This window comes from Streptomyces montanus (assembly GCF_005786655.1).
Lineage (GTDB): Bacteria > Actinomycetota > Actinomycetes > Streptomycetales > Streptomycetaceae > Streptomyces > Streptomyces sporangiiformans.
Genome location: NZ_VBZC01000019.1, coordinates 27,293 through 43,543 on the forward strand (window position 1 = coordinate 27,293; position 16,251 = coordinate 43,543).

Sequence of the window (16,251 nt, forward strand, 5' to 3'; positions counted from 1 at the left end):
GTGCGGGTTTCCTGAGAAAGGCTGTACGCGACGGCCGATGACGCACCGGCACACGCCCCCTCCCGTGCGCTGGCGACTGCGGGAGCCGGGGGGGCGACCCCTGAGGGGGCGCTGGACGACTGCGGGTGAGCGGGGGCGCCCCTCCAGGGTTCGCTGGGTGCCTGAGGGTGAGTGGGACGCGCCCCTTCAGGGGCGCGGGGAACTGCGCGACCAGCCACAATCGACCCGCACTCGAAGCACGAAGCCCACCCACCCCCACCTGCCCGAGGGCGACCGCGGGCACGGGGGTCTGGGGGCGCAGCCCCCAGGGATGGTGGGGGTCCCCCCTGCTCGAGCGAAGCCGAGAGCTTGGGGGAGGGTGGGGGCGGCGGGGGCGAGGAACCTCGGGGGCAGCGAGGGCACTTCGGACGCCCCTGCGCAAACCACCTGCGCGCACGAGGCGCACGCGCCCGGCGACCACAAGGCCACAACCCACCACACCCGGCCCGGCGCCGGAACCGGCGCGGGGTCCGGCGCCCGCGCGGAGGCGGGTCGTGGTGCCGCCGACGCCGATGCCGACGGCGACGAACGCGGAGTCCCGCACGGATCCCCTTTCGTCGTCGCGCGGTATGGCGATGCGTAGCGACGGCGGGCGAACCGTGTCCGGACAGGCGGGAGTCGACCTCGCGACAGGCGCCGCGGAGCGGCAGCGTCGACGCGCGAAGCGGTCGAAGGCGAAGCGGTCGGGAAGCCCCGGGACGGGCTTCTGGCGGATGCGGCAGGCGAGTACCGCTCAAATTCGTTAGGAAGTTTACTAACGAAGTAGGGTGCGTCAAGAGGCGGGGGAATGCCCCTGCCGCACGAACCCTGCGGCCCAACCGCTGTGGCGTGAACTGGGGGAGAGCATGCACCTGAGCGAGAGTGCCCGCGCGGTGTTCGCCGTGCTGGCCGCCGCGGGCACCGCGACCCGGCCCCAACTGGCCGCCGGTGCGGGCCTTTCCAAGCCGACCGTCTCCTCCGCCGTGGCCGAGCTCGAGGCCGCCGAGCTCGCCGCCTGCTCCGGCACCGTCTCCGGGGGCACCGGCCGTTCCGCCGCCGTCTACGGTCTCGGGCCGGCCGCCGGCGCCGTGCTCGCCGTCGATCTCGGCCCCGCACAGACCCAGGTGCGCGGCTGCGCACTGGACGGCACCCTGCTCGCCCAGAGCACCGGCTCCCGGGAGGAGGCCGCCGGCACGGTACGCGAGGCCCTCGACGCGCTGCCCGCCGACGCCCCGTTGCGCGCCATCGTCGTCGCCGTCGGTGATGTCACCGCACAGGACCGGGCGGGCACGGGTATGCGTCCCGCGACCGCCAAGGCGGGCCCCGTCTTCGACGCCGTGGCCGTCGCGCTGCCGCCGGGTGTCCCCGTGCATCTCGAGAACAACGTCAACTGTGCCGCGCTGGCCGAGTTGCACGAGGGTGCTGCCCGCGACCGTCACACCTTCGGCTACCTGCGGATCGGGGTGGGCATAGGCCTCGGCATCGTCGTCGGCGGCCGGGTGCTGCGCGGCGCGAACGGGGCCGCCGGAGAGGTGGCCCGGCTGCCCTACCCGTGGGACGAAAGACGCGAACCGGGCTATGAGGCGCTTGAAGAGCACATCGGCGCACGCTCCCTCCTGCGCCGGACCGTGGAGGCCTGGCAGGACGTCGACGGCCCGTGCCCGCGCACCACCGAACGGCTCTTCGCCCTCGCCGAGGAGGGTCACGCCACGGCCGCTGCCGTGGTCGGCCGCCACGCCGCCGAGGTGGGCCGACTGGCCGCCGCCGTGGCCGCCGTGCTGGACCCGGGACTGATCGTTCTGGGCGGCGCCACGGGCGCGGACCCGCAGCTCCTGCCCGGTGTACGGGCCGAACTGGCCCGGCTGAGCTGGCCCACCGAAGTGGTCAGCAGCACAGTCGGCGACAGCGGCACCGTGGCGGGCGCGAGCAGGCTCGCGGTCGCCCAGGGAATCCAAACCGTGATCTCGCCGATGGAATTCAAACCGTGACCGGTGGTACGCGAGAGAAGCATTGACGGGTTACCCGTTGGTCTGCCAATGTCCGGACAAGCGCTTTCCATGGCCGGCGGGACCCGGCCCAGGATGAGGCGTCTCGCCGTACGTGACGTACGGCAGCCGTACGAGGGCGCGCTCGTGCGACTGAGGCCCCCAGTGGCCGGAGACCCTCACCCGACAGTGCGGCGCGGCCGGGCGAGGCCGCGCGCCGGGAGGCGTACCCCAGGGAATAGACCCGAGCCGCTCGACGGCCAGGGGATCCGTCACGCACATCCAGGAGGACCCGGTGGGTCACCAGATATCGCGCAGAACCCTGTTCCGCACCGCGAGCGGCGTCGCCGCGGCGACCGCGCTCGGCGGCACACTCAGTGCCTGTGGCGGAGGAACCGGAGCCGGCACCTCAAGTGACAAGCTGACCATGACCTGGTGGGGCAGCGACGACCGGCACAAGGCCTACAAGAAGGCGCTCAAGTACTTCCAGGAGAAGAACCCGAAGATCAAGATCGAGGAGCGCTACTCGGGCTACGACGGCTTCTTCGACCGGTTCAACACCAACGTGGCCGGCGGCAGTGCCCCCGACCTGACGCAGATGGACACCGCGTTGGTGGCCCAGTACGCGCGCAAGGGCGTCATCGCCCCGATCGACGAGTACGTCGGCAAGTCGCTGGACCTGACCGGCTTCTCCAAGACGCTGCTCGCGGCCGGCACCGTCGACGGCAAGCTGTACGGCGTGCCGTCCGGCATCGGCGTCAACCAGCTGACCATCAACGTCAGCGGACTGGAGAAGCTGGGCCTGGAGCTGCCGGACCGGGAATGGACCTGGGCCGACCTCAAGAAGATCGCCGTCGAGGTCAACAAGAAGAGCGGCGGCAAGATGTTCGGCGTCGACGACGGTGGCGGCGGCACTCTCCAGGCGTTCGAGGTCTTCGCCCGCGAGAAGGGCCAGCCCTTCTTCTCCTCGGACGGCAAGAAGCTCGGCTTCACCGCTGACACCCTCCAGGAGTGGTGGGAGTACTGGGTCGGGATGCGCAAGGACAAGGCGTGCCCCGGGCCGGAGATCACCTCGGCCGCCCACAACAACCTCACCAAGAACGGCCTGGTCATCGGCAAGACGCTGATCACCTTCGACATCGGTGTCTACGGCGCGGGCGGTTCCATCACCGAAGCGAAGCTGGACTTCCTGCCCAGCCCGCAGGGCGACTGGTCGGGGGCCCGTGAGGGCAACTTCGTCAACGGCGGTGTGCTGCTGAGCGCCACCAAGGCCAGCAAGCGCATCGAAGACTCCGTGAAGATCATGAACTTCTTCGCCCAGGACAAGATGGCGATCGAGACCATGCAGCTGCAGCGCGGCATCCCGCCGACGGAGAAGGCCCGTTCCATCGTCGCCCCGGACCTGTCCGACATCGACAAGCGGAACATGGAGGCGGCCGACTACATCTCCAAGCGGGTCGCCAAGGCGTCGAACGCCCTGCCCGCGCCCGTGCCCCCGCCGAAGGGCGCTGACCAGATCTGGGACCTGCTCTTCCAGTCCAACCTCGCCGTCGCCTTCGGCAAGAAGTCGATCAAGGCGCAGATCGGGGAGTTCTTCGACCAGGCCGAGGGCATCCTGGGCGGCTAGGGCCCGGACCGCGCCGTACGTCTGAATCACGGGAGTTAGGGCCAGGGAGATGAGTATGACCACCGCGAAGGCCGACGAGGTCGTGAAGGAGCAGTCCGCTCCAGCGACCCCGTCCGATCAGCGGGAGCGCGACCGCATGCGCCGCCGCCTCGCCAGGAGGCGGGGTGGCGGCTGGTGGCCGTACCTCTTCCTGGCCCCCTGGTTCGCCGGCCTGTTCGGCCTGACGATCTACCCGATGCTCGACTCGCTGTACTTGTCCTTCACCGACTTCGATCTGCTGACGCCCGCGCAGTGGGTCGGCATGGACAACTACGAGCGCATGTTCACCGACGACCCCGTCTTCTGGGACTCGGTGCACGCCACTCTCCTGTACGTCGTCGTCTCCGTGCCGCTGAAGCTGGCGCTCGCCCTCGGTGTGGCGATGCTGCTCAACCGCGACCTGAAGGGCGTCGGTCTGTACCGTGCCGCGTTCTACCTGCCGTCGCTGCTGGGCGGGGCGGTGGCGATCGCCATCGTGTGGCGGCAGGTCTTCGGCGGTGAGGGCCTGTTCAACGAGTTCCTCGGCTGGTTCGGCATCAAGGGCCAGGACTGGATCTCCAGCCCCGACTCCGCGATCTACACGCTCGTCCTGCTGGCCGTCTGGCAGTTCGGCACCCCGATGGTCATCTTCCTCGCCGGTCTGAAGCAGCTGCCGAAGGACGTGTACGAGGCGGCCGCCATCGACGGCGCGAGCAACGTCACCCGCTTCTTCAAGATCACCCTGCCGCTGCTGACCCCGATCGTCTTCTTCAACGTCGTCCTGCAGATCATCGACGCGTTCAAGACGTTCACGCCTGCCTTCGTGGTCAGCAACGGCACCGGCGGACCGCTCAACTCGACGATGCTGTACTCCCTCTACCTGTACAAGAAGGGCTTCACCGACCTTCAGATGGGGTACGCCTCGGCGCTGGCCTGGGTGCTGTTCCTGGTCATCGCCGGCTTCACGGCGGTCAACTTCATCGCCAGCCGCTACTGGGTCCACTACGACGACTGAGCGAGGAGCCCTTCACCCCATGTCCGCCATCACCTCGAACGCGTCGCCGCTGCAGAAGCTCCGCTCGCTCACCGGCTCCCGCCGCATCTTCGTCCACACCCTTCTCGTCGGCGTGACGGTCGTCATGCTGTACCCGCTGTTCTGGATGCTGAGCAGCTCACTCAAGCCCGACACGGAGATCTTCACCCAGCCAGGGCTCATCCCGAACACGCTGCGCCCTGAGAACTACTCCGAGGGCTGGAGCAGCTCCGGCAACTCCTTTTCCCTCTACATCACCAACTCGCTGATCGTCACGATCGGCGCGGTGATCGGCAACGTGATCTCCTGCTCGCTGGCCGCCTACGCCTTCGCGCGCTTCGAGTTCCGCGGCAAGAAGATCTGGTTCGGCCTGATGCTCGGCACGCTGATGCTGCCCACGCAGGCCGTCCTGATCCCGCAGTACACGATCTTCTACAACCTGACGTGGATCAACACGTTCCTGCCGCTCATCGTGCCGAAGTTCCTCGCGGTGGACGCCTTCTTCATCTTCCTGATGGTCCAGTTCATCCGCTCCATCCCGCGCGAGCTGGACCAGGCGGCCATGGTGGACGGCGCCAATCCCCTGCAGATCTACTGGAAGATCATCCTGCCGCTGATGAAGCCGGCCCTGATCACCACCACGATCTTCACCTTCATCTGGACGTACGACGACTTCCTCCACCAGCTCGTCTATCTCCAGCAGAACAACCGCTTCACCGTCCCCCTCGGCCTGACCCTGTTCATGGACCAGACCAGCGGATCCTCCTACGGCCCGATGTTCGCGATGGCGACGCTCGCGCTTCTGCCCACGCTCATCTGCTTCCTCATCTTCCAGAAGAGGCTGGTCGAGGGACTGGCTACCTCCGGTATGAAGGGCTGAGCAGTGCATCTCCCTCACCAGCGCGGCCCGTTGCACGACCTGGCCGACGATCCGGCCGCCTACGACGCCGTGCTGGCCGATGTCGTCGGCCAGGCGCTCGCCCGCCTCACCTCCGAGGGCAGCCTCGAGAACCCGGCCGCCATCGAGGACATCGGCGACACCTCGCTCGGCATCACCTCGCTGCTGGGACTCGCCTGGCAGCGCACGAAGGACCCGCGCCTGCCGGAGGCCCTGCTGCGCAGCCTCCGCTTCCATCTGCGCGAGCGGGTGTTCACGGAGGACAACCCCGGCTACCCGAACCTGACGGTACGCAACTCCGGTCTGCCGTACGCCCGTTACGTACTCGCTCCCGGCGCGCACCCCATCGGAGACTGGCCGAGCACGGTGTGGGCGCTGCTGCAGGCAGTCAACGTCGTCGAGACCGCGGACGGGCTCATCCACGATGAACTGCGGTACGAACTGGTCGAGTTGGCGCACGGCTACTGGCGCTGGCTGACCGAGGTCACGGTCTTCAATCCGCAGGACGCCGCCAACCAGGCCATCGGCTGCGTGGTCGGCGGACTGATGCTCGCTCGCCATCTCCCCTCGGGTGAGGGCGAGTCGGTGCGCAAGCGGGCCATGGATCTGTACCTGAACGAGATCCGGGCCCGCCGCATACGGGACCGGGGTGCCGCGCTGCCTCCCGAGCACGGCGGCGCGTACGACAACAACTACGGGCCGATCTCCCTCTCCTTCCTCGCGCAGGCCCACCGGGTCAGCGGTGAGGAGGTCTTCGCCGAGGACGGCGACGCGCTGGCCCGCTACATCGACGCACGGCTCTGCGGCAGCGGGTTCGACATCGGTGGCCCGCGCTACAGCGAGCAGCACTCCGCGTTCGAAGCGGTCCTGGGGCTGCGGTACTTCGGCCGCCGGATCGGCGCCGATCTCGGCCGCTACAGCGGGGACACCCGCTGGGGCCGGCACGCGGTGGGCCAGGACGGCGGCGTCGACGGGCACTTCGCCTTCATGCTCGTGTGGCAGATCCAGGACACGGCCGGCTGGCACCGCACGCCGCGAACGGAACCCGTCCGCCATCAGCTGCGGGCGGGCACGGTCACGGTGTCGTTCGACGACCGGATGACTCCGTCCGTCATCGAGGCGGGCGGCACGGTGCTGGTGGCGGCCGCCGTGGAGCGCCGGCACGGGTTCGGGCCGGTGACGGACGGCTTTCTGCTCTGCCGTCCGATGGGCGCGGTGCGCGTACGGGACCACCGCTCGGGGGACCTCGCCGCGAAACTCGTGAGCAAGCCCGTGGTCGGGCGCGATCACGTGCTGCGCCATGTCCAGTCGCTCTACGTCTCCGACGGTACGCGGCTGTGGATGACGGTTGTCGTCGAACGGCTCGACGGGGAACGGTACTTGCTCGCCGGAATGCCGTATGTCGTCGCGGAGGCAGGCCGGTTCCGCAGGACCGGTGACCTCCCGCCCGTCGCCTCGGCCGGTGACGTGCGGCTGACGCACCCTCGGGCGGACGTTCCGGACTGCTTCGACGCCCGGCACGACGTCACCCAGCAACAGGCGGCCTTCGCGCTCGCCCTCGATCCGCGCGGCTACGGAAACCCCGACGAGGGCTGGAGCCACGTCCGCACGACCACCGCCCTCGAAGCGGGCCCCGCACCGGACGCACCGGAGGGACTCGACGTCTTCGCGGTTCGCTACGGGGCGGGGACGGAGCCCTTGAGCGTGCTCTGCGAGCACTCAGCGGAAGGGCTGACCGTGCGCACGGAGGCGTTCACGGCGGTGCTCGGCGGGCCCGACGCGCACGGCGAACCGGAACTGACGCTGGTTCGCGGTGCGCGTCGTTGACCTCGGGTGAGGCGCTGCCCGCCGGCTGAGACTCAGGCGGTGACTTTCTCCGCGGCGGGCGTCCCCTGCCCGGTCCGCTCACCGAGCTCCTCCGTCGGGACCTTGTGCGTCTCGCGCGCCGTGAGCGCGGCGATCACGGGCGGGACGCACAGCGCGGCGGTGAAGAGGGCCACGGCCGACCAGTTGTCGCCGTCCGGGCCCGCGATCTGTGCGGCGAAGGTCACGGCGAACCCGGCGATCGCGAAGCCGATCTGGGTGCCGATCGCCATGCCCGAGAGGCGGACCCGGGTGGAGAACATCTCGCCGTAGAAGGAGGGCCAGACGCCGTTCGCGGCGCTGTAGACGACACCGAAGGCGACGATGCCGAGGATCAGGACGAGCGCGTACGAGCCCGTGGAGACGGCCCACAGGTAGGCGAACATCGTCACGGCACTGCCGGCGGCCCCCAGGAGGAAGACCGGACGGCGGCCGACGCGGTCGGACAAGGTGGCCCACAGCGGGATCGCGCCCAGAGCGACCAGGTTGGCGAGCGCGCCCACCCACAGCATGGAGGAGCGGTCCATGCCCACCGAGTCGCTGGTCGCGTACGCCAGCGCCCACACGGTGAAGATCGTGCTGACCGAGGCGACGAGAGCGGCCGCGACCACCCGGAGCACATCCGCCCAGTGCTCACGCAGGAGCACGGCCAGCGGCATCTTCGGGACGCCTTCGGTGGAGGCCTGCTGGGTGAAGCTCGGGGTCTCTTGGAGCGTGCGGCGGATGACGTAGCCGGCCACGGCGACCGCGATGCTCAGCCAGAAGGGGATGCGCCAGCCCCAGGCGAGCAACTGGTCCTCGGGGAGCGCGGCGACCGGGATGAACACGAGGGTGGCGAGAAGCTGTCCGCCCTGGGTGCCACTGAGCGTGAAGCTGGTGAAGAAGCCGCGACGGTTCGGTGGCGCGTGTTCCAGCGTCATGGAGTTGGCGCTGGCCTGCTCGCCGGCGGCCGAGATGCCCTGCAGGACACGGCAGAGGACGAGCAGGACCGGGGCCAGCGTGCCGACCTGATCGCGTGTGGGCAGACAGCCGATGAGGAAGGTCGACAGGCCCATCAGGATCAGCGTGAAGACCATGATCTTCTTACGGCCGAGCCGGTCGCCGAAGTGACCGAGGAACAGCGCGCCGATCGGACGGGCGGCGTACGCGACACCGAACGTGGCCAGCGACAGCAGGGTCGCGGTGGCCGGGTCCGACTCGTCGAAGAAGACCTCCGGGAAGATCAGCGCGGCCGCGCTGCCGTAGATGAAGAAGTCGTAGTACTCCAGGGCACTGCCGATCCAGGCGGCCATGGCGGCTTTCTTCGGCTGGCCTGGGGGTGCGTCGGGTGTTGCGGCGGGGACTGGCACGACGTGCTCCTTCGAGGGAGCTCCAACATACGTGGAGTGAGCGGAGGGGAGAGGTGCCGGAGCCCTGGGGTGATGGGTCGGCCGCACCGGGCGCGCTACCCGGTTAATTAACCCACTGGATAGTTAGTAGTGGTTGGCTAGGGATGTTGCGCCCGCGTTTCCCGGGTGTCAAGAGGTGGTGCCGAGGGATCTTCTCGTGCCCGGCCGAGGACCCGGTCCGACAAGGCCTGGTCCGGTCGAGGGCTCAGTCCGCCGAGCGGTCCGCCGTCAGATAGGCGATGACCATGTCGCCGAGCATGGTCCGGTAGTGATCCCGCTGGTCGGCGGCGACCAGGTCCCGGCCGAAGAGCGCGCCGAAGGTGTGCCGGTTGGAGACCCGGAAGAAGCAGAACGAGCTGATCATCGCGTGCAGGTCCACCGCGTCGACATCGGCCGTGAACAAGCCCGACTCGCGCCCCGTCGCCAGGATGCGGCCGATCACGTCGAGCGCCGGCGAGCCGATGGCGCCCAGTGCCTCGGAGGCGGCGATGTGCTCCGCCTCGTGGATGTTCTCGATGCTGACCAGGCGGATGAAGTCGGGATGCGCCTCGTGGTGGTCGAAGGTGAGCTCGGCGAGTCGCCGGATGGCCGCGACCGGGTCCAGGTGCTCGACGTCCAGCTGCTGCTCGGCCTGCCGGATCACGGTGTAGGCCCGCTCCAGCACCGCTGTGAACAGCTGCTCCTTGCCGCCGAAGTAGTAGTAGATCATCCGCTTCGTGGTGCGGGTCCGGGCGGCGATCTCGTCCACCCGGGCCCCGGTGAAACCGGCCCGGGCGAACTCATGGGTCGCCACGTCGAGGATCTCGGCCCTGGTGCGGGCGGCGTCGCGGATGCGGCCCCCGGGTCGCGCCGGCTCTTCGACAGTGGTCATCGGATTCCTTCGGGAGACGTCCGGGCCCGTGACGTCGGGTGGGGCCCGATGTCCGCGATTGTAGAAGCAGGCGCCCGATGGACGGAGGCGCGGGGAGTCCAGACGGAAGGGGACTCTTCCCATCCGGTCCCGGTCTTGGTATGACTAACGAACCAGTTCGTACATTGGCCAGGAGGTCGCCTTGCCCCAGGACTCGTATCTGATCGGTCTGATCGGATCCGGCATCGGCCCCTCACTCAGCCCGGCCCTGCACGAGCGCGAGGCCGACCGGCAGGGGCTGCGCTACACCTACCGGCTGATCGACCTGGACACCCTCGGTGTCTCCCCGGAGGCCGTGGGCGACCTGCTGCGCGCCGCCCGCGACCTGGGTTTCGACGGGCTGAACATCACGCACCCCTGCAAGCAGCTCGTGGGCGAGCACCTGGACGCGCTCGCTCCCCAGGCCGAGGCGCTCGGCGCGGTCAACACCGTCGTCTTCGCGGACGGCCGCGCGATCGGCCACAACACGGACGTCACCGGGTTCGCGGCCTCCTTCGCTCGTGGCCTGCCCGACGCCCCGCTGGAAAGGGTCGTCCAGCTCGGCGCAGGCGGCGCGGGCGCGGCGGTCGCGCACGCCACGCTCACGCTCGGCGCCGGGCACATCACCGTGACCGATGCCCTGCCGGACCGTGCCGCCGAGCTCGCCGCGTCCCTCAACCGGCACTTCGGCGCGGGCCGCGCGGCCGCCGCGACCCCGGACCGGCTGGCCGCGCTGCTGGCCGGAGCCGACGGCATCGTGCACGCCACGCCCACGGGTATGGCAGCCCACCCTGGGCTGCCGCTCCCTGCCGGGCTGCTGCATCCCGGACTGTGGGTGGCCGAGGTCGTCTACCGGCCCCTGGAGACGGAGCTGTTGCGTGCCGCCCGCGCGGTTGGCTGCGCCACGCTTGACGGGGGCGGGATGGCCGCCTTGCAGGCGGCCGATGCGTTTCGCCTGTTCACCGGCCGTGAGCCGGACGCCGGTCGGATGCTGGCGGACATCGCCCAGCTGGGCGGTGTCGTGAGTGTGCGTGACTGAGCGCCGTGCGGCTGGAGCGGTATGACACCTGCGGGCCGTCTGTGGCTTGTCGCATCCACGCGGCGGAGCCGCATATGTCACAGCCCCGCGCCCCTGATGGGGCGCTGTGAAGTTTCGAAGGAGCACCACCATGCGTACCTCCATCGCCACCGTCTCCCTCAGCGGTTCCCTCACCGAGAAGCTCACGGCCGCGTCCAGGGCCGGCTTCGACGGGGTCGAGATCTTCGAGAACGACCTGCTCGCCAGCCCCCTCACCCCCGAGGAGATCCGCGCGCGCTGCGCCGACCTCGGCCTCACCATCGACCTCTACCAGCCGATGCGCGACATCGAGGCCGTGCCGTCGGACGAGTTCGACCGCAACCTTCGCCGGGCCGAGCACAAGTTCCGGCTGATGCGGCGGCTCGGCGCCGACACCGTCCTGGTGTGCTCCAGCGTCTCGCCGCTCGCCGTGGACGACGACGCGCTGGCCGCCCGCCAGCTGCGCCGACTCGCCGAACTGGCCCAGGACTTCGGCATCCGCGTCGCCTACGAAGCGCTCGCGTGGGGCCGTCATGTCAGTACGTACGACCACGCCTGGAGCATCGTCGAGCAGGCCGGTCACCCGGCGCTCGGCACCTGCCTGGACAGCTTCCACATCCTTGCCCGCGGTTCCGATCCCAAGGGCATCGAGGACATCCCCGGCGAGAAGATCTTCTTCCTCCAGCTCGCCGACGCCCCGCTGATGGCGATGGACGTCCTCCAATGGAGCCGCCACTACCGCTGCTTCCCCGGGCAGGGCGGCTTCGACATCGCCGGGCTCGTCGGGCACGTGATCCGTGCCGGATACCAGGGACCGCTCTCGCTCGAGGTGTTCAACGACGTGTTCCGGCAGGCCGAGGCCGGGCCGACCGCCGTCGACGCCCGGCGTTCGCTGCTGGTCCTCCAGGAGGCGGTGGGCCTCGCCGAGCCGCCCGCGCCCGTCGTACCCAGCGGCATCGCCTTCGCCGAACTCGTCACGCCCGACGCCGAACCCGTCTCCGCGGTCCTCGAGGCGCTCGGCTTCACCCGCACGGCCCGGCACCGCGGCAAACCCGTGGACCTGTGGCAGCAGGGCGAGGCCCGCGTCCTGCTCAACACGGGCCCGGCAGCCCGCCGCGACGGCACCTCGCTCGCGGCCATCGGCCTGGAGTCCCCGGACCCGGCCGGCGCGGCCCGGCGCGCCGAGGCACTCCTCGCCCCCGTACTGCCGCGCCGCCGCGCCCCCGAGGACGCCCCGCTCGACGCCGTCGCCGCCCCCGACGGCACGGAACTGTTCTTCTGTGTCACTGAAGGCGACGAACATCCCAGCTGGACAAGCGACTTCGAGCCCGCCGAGCGTCAATCGCCGCCAGGTGAAGGCGTCCACCACATCGACCACCTCGCCCTCACCCAGCCCTGGCACCAGTTCGACGAGGCGGCGCTCTTCCACCGCAGCGTCCTCGGGCTCGGCGCGCAGGAGAGCGTGGACGTGGCGGACCCGTACGGACTGCTGCGCAGCCGCGCCGTCACCAACGCCGACGGCAGCGTACGCATCGCCCTCGGCGTCGGCCCCGCCCCCACCGCCGACGAGGGCGGCCGCGCCCAGCACATCGCACTCGCCACCGACGACGTGGTCACGGCCGCGCGCCGATTCCGGGCCGCGGGCGGACGGTTGCTGCCGATGCCCCCGAACTACTACGACGACCTCGCCGCCAGGTACGAGTTCACCGACGACGAGCTGGCGACATACCGCGAACTCGGCATCCTCTACGACCGGGATGCGGGCGGCGAGTTCCGCCACTGCTATACGGAGACCGTCGACCGGGTCTTCTTCGAACTGGTCCAGCGTGACGGGGACTACCGCGGCTACGGCGCGCAGAACGCCCCGGTGCGGCTCGCGGCACAACACGCGCGCCGACCGGTCGGCTGAGCCACGGCTGACCAAGGCAGGGCTCAACTCGCGTGGTACCGCACGAGTTTGACCCCCGCCCGCCGCGACCGGCGTTACGCTGCCGCGATGCGGATCCGCCCCCGAGGCCCCTTCTGGTCCATCTCCGCGGCGTCGCGGAGCTCCACCAGAAGGGGTATCGCCGTCGACACGCTGATCGCGGCGGCGCTGACCAGTGTGGCCCTGCTCCTGGGACCGGAGGCCGCGCGCCAGGGGCAGAACCCGCTCGACGCGACCGCCTACACACTGGTGGTCCTGGTCCATCTGCCGCTGGTGCTCCGCGGCCGGGCCCCCGTCGTGGTCTGCTGCCTCGTGCACGCGAGCTGGCTGGTGTACATCACCGCCGGCTACTGGCCCGTCGTGTGCAGCTTTGGCCCCATGCTCGCCGTCTACACGGTCGCCTCCCTGCGCCCCTTGCGTATCTCCGTGCCGTGCGCGGCCCTGATGGGCGGGGTCTGGATCTACGCGGGCGCGGTGAGCCACCATGTCTCCTGGCCGTCCGTCGTCGGGCAGGCCGTGGTCTATCCGGCGGTGCTGTGGCGGTTCGGCGTCGTCGCCCGCCGCTCGGCCGAACTGACCCTGCAGCTGCGCCGGGAACAGGCCGAGCGGGCCCGTCGCGAGGTGGCCGAGGAACGGGGCCGGATCGCCCGAGAGCTGCACGACGTGGTCGCCCACCACATGTCCGTGATCTCCGTGCAGACCGGTCTCGCCCGGTTCGTCTTCGACACCGACCGCCTGACCGTGCGTACCGCGCTCGACACCATAGACGCCACCGGCAAGGAGGCACTCGAAGAGCTGCGCCGCATGCTCACGGTGCTGCGCACCGCCGACGACGGCACCTCCGGTGCCCCGGCCGGTCCGATGCCCGGCCTCGCCCGCCTCGAGGAGATGACCGAACGCGTACGCACCGGTGGCGTCCCGGTCGCCCTGACCGTCGAGGGCACCCCGCGCCCGCTCGCCCCCGGTGTCGAACTGTGCGCCTACCGGGTGGTGCAGGAGGCGCTCACCAACGTCCTCAAGCACGCGCCCGGCGCGAGTGCGGAGGTACGGCTGAGGTACGAACCACATCAGGTGTCCGTTTCGGTCACGGACGACGGAGAGGGGGTGATTCCGGACAGAGTACGAGCGGACGGGGGACACGGCTTGATCGGCATGCGCGAACGGGCCAAGCTCTACGGCGGGCAGATCAGCATCGGCCCGCAGGAGCAAGGTGGCTTCGCCGTGCGGCTGCTGCTGCCGACCTCCGCGCGGGCCGCAGCGCAGGGGGACGACGCCACCACATGACCACCGTGCTCGTCGTCGACGACCAGTTCCTCATCCGGGCCGGACTGGTGGGGTTGCTGCGCGCCGCACCCGGCATCGAGGTGGTCGGCGAGGCGAGCGACGGCGCGGAGGCCGTGGCGCTCGCCGCCGAGACCGCCCCCGAGGTGATCCTGATGGACATCCGGATGCCCGGCATGAACGGCATCGACGCCACCGAACGCATCCTCGCCCAGGCTGCCGACCCCACGCCCCGGATCCTCGTGCTGACCACCTTCGACCTGGACGAGTACGTGTACGGGGCGCTGCGCGCCGGAGCCTCCGGATTTCTGCTCAAGGACTCCGGCCCGGAACGGCTGCTCGCCGCGGTGGCCGCGGTCGACGGGGGCGACGCGCTCTTCGCGCCCAGCGTCACCCGCCGCCTGGTCGAGGCGTACGCGCGCCAGACCGCCGGCGAACAGCCCACCGATCTCGATGTGCTGACCTCCCGCGAACTGGAGGTCCTGAAACTGATCGCACGCGGCCTGTCCAACCTGGAGATCGCCGACCGCCTCTACATCAGCGAGGCGACCGTGAAGACCCACCTCAACCGCACGATGACCAAGCTGGACCTGGACAGCAGGGCACAGGCCGTGGTGGTGGCGTACGAATCGGGGCTCGTGACCCCGGGCGGATAGCGGCGGTCGATGTCGTTGCAGTTCTTGGTGGCGTAGGCGTACGTGCCCGTTTCGTGGCCGAGGCACTGGCCTTGCCGGTCGTCGCAGCGGCCACTCCTCCCTCCAGCAGTGATACCTCTACGCGGTGGCGTTCCACTCCGCGAGCACCGGGCGGCCGTGCTCGGTGGAGAGACGGCTGACCGTTCCCGTCTCGAGTCGGAACAGGCGCCCGTCCTCGGGCGGGAGGCCGAGGCGGCGGGCGGTCAGGACCCGGAGGAAGTGGGCGTGAGCCACGAGGGCCACGTCGCCACCGCCAGGCCCCAGCGCGCTCGACACGCGGGCCAGCACGCGGTCGGCGCGCAGGCCGACGTCGGCCGCCGACTCGCCCGGGTGGCCGTCCGGGCCGGGCGGCACGCCGTCGGTCCAGAGGTACCAGTCGGGGCGCGTGCGGTGGATGTCGGCGGTGGTGACGCCTTCGTACGCGCCGTAGTCCCACTCGTGGAGATCGGGTTCCCGCACGGCCGCCGTCAGCCCCGCGAGTTCCGCGGTCCTGACGGCCCGGTCGAGCGGGCTGGTGAGCGCGCGGGCGATGGTCCGCCCGGCGAGCAGCGGGACGAGCGACTTGGCCTGTTCCTCGCCGCGCTGGGTGAGGGGCAGGTCCGTCCAGCTGGTGTGCTGTCCGGACGCGCTCCACTCGGTCTCGCCGTGGCGGATCAGCAACAGGTCTCCCATGACCCCGACCGCTATTCCGCCGACTCGACGGCGTGGCCGCCGAACTGGTTGCGCAGCGCCGCGACCATCTTCATCTGCGGCGAGTCGTCCTGCCGGGAGGCGAACCGCGCGAAGAGGGAGGCCGTGATCGCCGGCAGCGGCACCGCGTTGTCGATGGCCGCCTCCACCGTCCAGCGACCCTCACCGGAGTCGTCGGCGTAGCCGCGCAGCCTCTCCAGGTGCTCGTCCTCGTCCAGGGCGTTGACGGCGAGGTCGAGCAGCCAGGAGCGGATGACCGTGCCGGCCTGCCAGGAGCGGAAGACCTCGCGCACGTCCGTGACGGAGCCCACGGTCTCCAGCAGCTCCCAGCCCTCGGCGTAGGCCTGCATCATCGCGTACTCGATGCCGTTGTGGACCATCTTGGAGAAGTGGCCGGCACCGACCTTGCCGGCGTGGACGAAGCCGGCGTCGCCCTCGGGCTTCAGCGCGTCGAAGATCGGCTGGACCTTCGCGATGTGCTCGGCGTCGCCGCCCACCATCAGCGCGTAACCGTTCTCCAGTCCCCAGACGCCGCCCGAGACGCCCGCGTCGACGAAGCCGATGCCCTGGGCCGCGAGCTCCTCCGCGTGCTTCTCGTCGTCCGTCCAGCGGGAGTTGCCGCCGTCGACCACGGTGTCGCCGGGCGCCAGGAGACCCGCGAGTTCGTCGATGACGGACTGGGTCGGGCCGCCGGCCGGGACCATCACCCACACCACGCGCGGGCCCTCGAGCTTGTCCACCAGTTCGGCCAGGCTGCTGACATCGGCGCGATCGGGGTCGCGGTCGTAGCCGATGACGGTGTGGCCCGCGCGGCGGATCCGCTCGCGCATGTTGCCACCCATCTTGCCGAGGCCGATGAGGCCCAGTTGCATCGCTGTCATA

Annotated in this window: 13 protein-coding genes; 9 read left to right on the forward strand and 4 right to left on the reverse strand. The window is 70.3% G+C overall.

Translation table 11 applies throughout. The annotated features are described in order from the left end of the window. Positions 1-884 precede the first annotated feature (884 nt). The 5 genes from FE633_RS18765 (at position 885) to FE633_RS18785 (ending at position 7,406) form a co-directional block, all read left to right on the forward strand. Entirely contained in the window at positions 885-2,006 is a 1,122-nt protein-coding gene (locus FE633_RS18765) for an ROK family protein (protein WP_138046322.1), read from the forward strand. A gap of 292 nt (positions 2,007-2,298) precedes the next feature. Further along, positions 2,299-3,630, forward strand: coding sequence for an ABC transporter substrate-binding protein (locus tag FE633_RS18770; RefSeq protein WP_138046323.1), 1,332 nt, complete (start codon positions 2,299-2,301; stop codon positions 3,628-3,630). A 55-nt stretch (positions 3,631-3,685) separates the two neighbouring features. Next, positions 3,686-4,663, forward strand: coding sequence for a carbohydrate ABC transporter permease (locus tag FE633_RS18775; RefSeq protein WP_138046324.1), 978 nt, complete (start codon positions 3,686-3,688; stop codon positions 4,661-4,663). A gap of 19 nt (positions 4,664-4,682) precedes the next feature. Then, entirely contained in the window at positions 4,683-5,561 is an 879-nt protein-coding gene (locus FE633_RS18780; protein ID WP_138046325.1) for a carbohydrate ABC transporter permease, read from the forward strand. 3 nt (positions 5,562-5,564) lie between these two features. Continuing rightward, positions 5,565-7,406, forward strand: coding sequence for a hypothetical protein (locus tag FE633_RS18785; RefSeq protein ID WP_138046326.1), 1,842 nt, complete (start codon positions 5,565-5,567; stop codon positions 7,404-7,406). A gap of 32 nt (positions 7,407-7,438) precedes the next feature. Here the strand turns inward: FE633_RS18785 and FE633_RS18790 are convergent, their stop codons facing one another. Both FE633_RS18790 and FE633_RS18795 read right to left on the reverse strand, forming a co-directional pair. Continuing rightward, positions 7,439-8,734 carry an MFS transporter gene (locus FE633_RS18790; protein WP_138046415.1) on the reverse strand — a complete coding sequence of 432 codons (1,296 nt, stop codon included), beginning with the start codon at positions 8,732-8,734 and terminating at the stop codon, positions 7,439-7,441. 301 nt (positions 8,735-9,035) lie between these two features. Continuing rightward, the gene (locus tag FE633_RS18795; RefSeq protein ID WP_138046327.1) at positions 9,036-9,701 is read right to left on the reverse strand and encodes a TetR family transcriptional regulator; all 666 of its coding nucleotides are present in this window, start codon (positions 9,699-9,701) and stop codon (positions 9,036-9,038) included. Between the two features lie 181 nt (positions 9,702-9,882). Here FE633_RS18795 and FE633_RS18800 point away from each other — a divergent pair, with 181 nt between their 5' ends. The 4 genes from FE633_RS18800 to FE633_RS18815 all read left to right on the forward strand — a co-directional run bounded on the left by FE633_RS18800 (position 9,883) and on the right by FE633_RS18815 (position 14,640). Beyond that, positions 9,883-10,758 carry a shikimate dehydrogenase gene (locus FE633_RS18800; RefSeq protein WP_138046328.1) on the forward strand — a complete coding sequence of 292 codons (876 nt, stop codon included), beginning with the start codon at positions 9,883-9,885 and terminating at the stop codon, positions 10,756-10,758. 130 nt (positions 10,759-10,888) lie between these two features. Further along, the gene (locus FE633_RS18805; protein WP_138046329.1) at positions 10,889-12,685 is read left to right on the forward strand and encodes a bifunctional sugar phosphate isomerase/epimerase/4-hydroxyphenylpyruvate dioxygenase family protein; all 1,797 of its coding nucleotides are present in this window, start codon (positions 10,889-10,891) and stop codon (positions 12,683-12,685) included. An 87-nt stretch (positions 12,686-12,772) separates the two neighbouring features. Further along, positions 12,773-13,987, forward strand: a complete 1,215-nt coding sequence (locus FE633_RS18810) for a sensor histidine kinase (protein ID WP_138046330.1) — start codon at positions 12,773-12,775, stop codon at positions 13,985-13,987. Continuing rightward, complete coding sequence (locus FE633_RS18815) at positions 13,984-14,640, forward strand: response regulator (protein ID WP_138046331.1); 657 nt, start codon at positions 13,984-13,986, stop codon at positions 14,638-14,640. Before FE633_RS18810 ends, FE633_RS18815 begins: the two co-directional genes overlap by 4 nt. 117 nt (positions 14,641-14,757) lie before the next feature. On the opposite strand, the gene FE633_RS18820 is transcribed toward FE633_RS18815, so the two are convergent. Both FE633_RS18820 and gnd read right to left on the reverse strand, forming a co-directional pair. Further along, entirely contained in the window at positions 14,758-15,351 is a 594-nt protein-coding gene (locus FE633_RS18820) for a histidine phosphatase family protein (RefSeq protein WP_138046332.1), read from the reverse strand. Between the two features lie 11 nt (positions 15,352-15,362). Beyond that, positions 15,363-16,241 carry a phosphogluconate dehydrogenase (NAD(+)-dependent, decarboxylating) gene (gene gnd / locus FE633_RS18825; RefSeq protein WP_246113707.1) on the reverse strand — a complete coding sequence of 293 codons (879 nt, stop codon included), beginning with the start codon at positions 16,239-16,241 and terminating at the stop codon, positions 15,363-15,365. Positions 16,242-16,251 lie beyond the last annotated feature (10 nt).

Bases quoted from the DNA above. Each gene is read 5' to 3' on its own strand.
- FE633_RS18815 (WP_138046331.1), top strand. From the start codon at position 13,984: ATGACCACCGTGCTCGTCGTCGACGACCAGTTCCTCATCCGGGCCGGA.
- FE633_RS18820 (WP_138046332.1), bottom strand. From the start codon at position 15,351: ATGGGAGACCTGTTGCTGATCCGCCACGGCGAGACCGAGTGGAGCGCG.
- FE633_RS18765 (WP_138046322.1), top strand. From the start codon at position 885: ATGCACCTGAGCGAGAGTGCCCGCGCGGTGTTCGCCGTGCTGGCCGCC.
- gnd (WP_246113707.1), bottom strand. From the start codon at position 16,241: ATGCAACTGGGCCTCATCGGCCTCGGCAAGATGGGTGGCAACATGCGC.
- FE633_RS18775 (WP_138046324.1), top strand. From the start codon at position 3,686: ATGACCACCGCGAAGGCCGACGAGGTCGTGAAGGAGCAGTCCGCTCCA.
- FE633_RS18805 (WP_138046329.1), top strand. From the start codon at position 10,889: ATGCGTACCTCCATCGCCACCGTCTCCCTCAGCGGTTCCCTCACCGAG.
- FE633_RS18795 (WP_138046327.1), bottom strand. From the start codon at position 9,701: ATGACCACTGTCGAAGAGCCGGCGCGACCCGGGGGCCGCATCCGCGAC.
- FE633_RS18790 (WP_138046415.1), bottom strand. From the start codon at position 8,734: ATGGCCGCCTGGATCGGCAGTGCCCTGGAGTACTACGACTTCTTCATC.
- FE633_RS18810 (WP_138046330.1), top strand. From the start codon at position 12,773: ATGCGGATCCGCCCCCGAGGCCCCTTCTGGTCCATCTCCGCGGCGTCG.
- FE633_RS18780 (WP_138046325.1), top strand. From the start codon at position 4,683: ATGTCCGCCATCACCTCGAACGCGTCGCCGCTGCAGAAGCTCCGCTCG.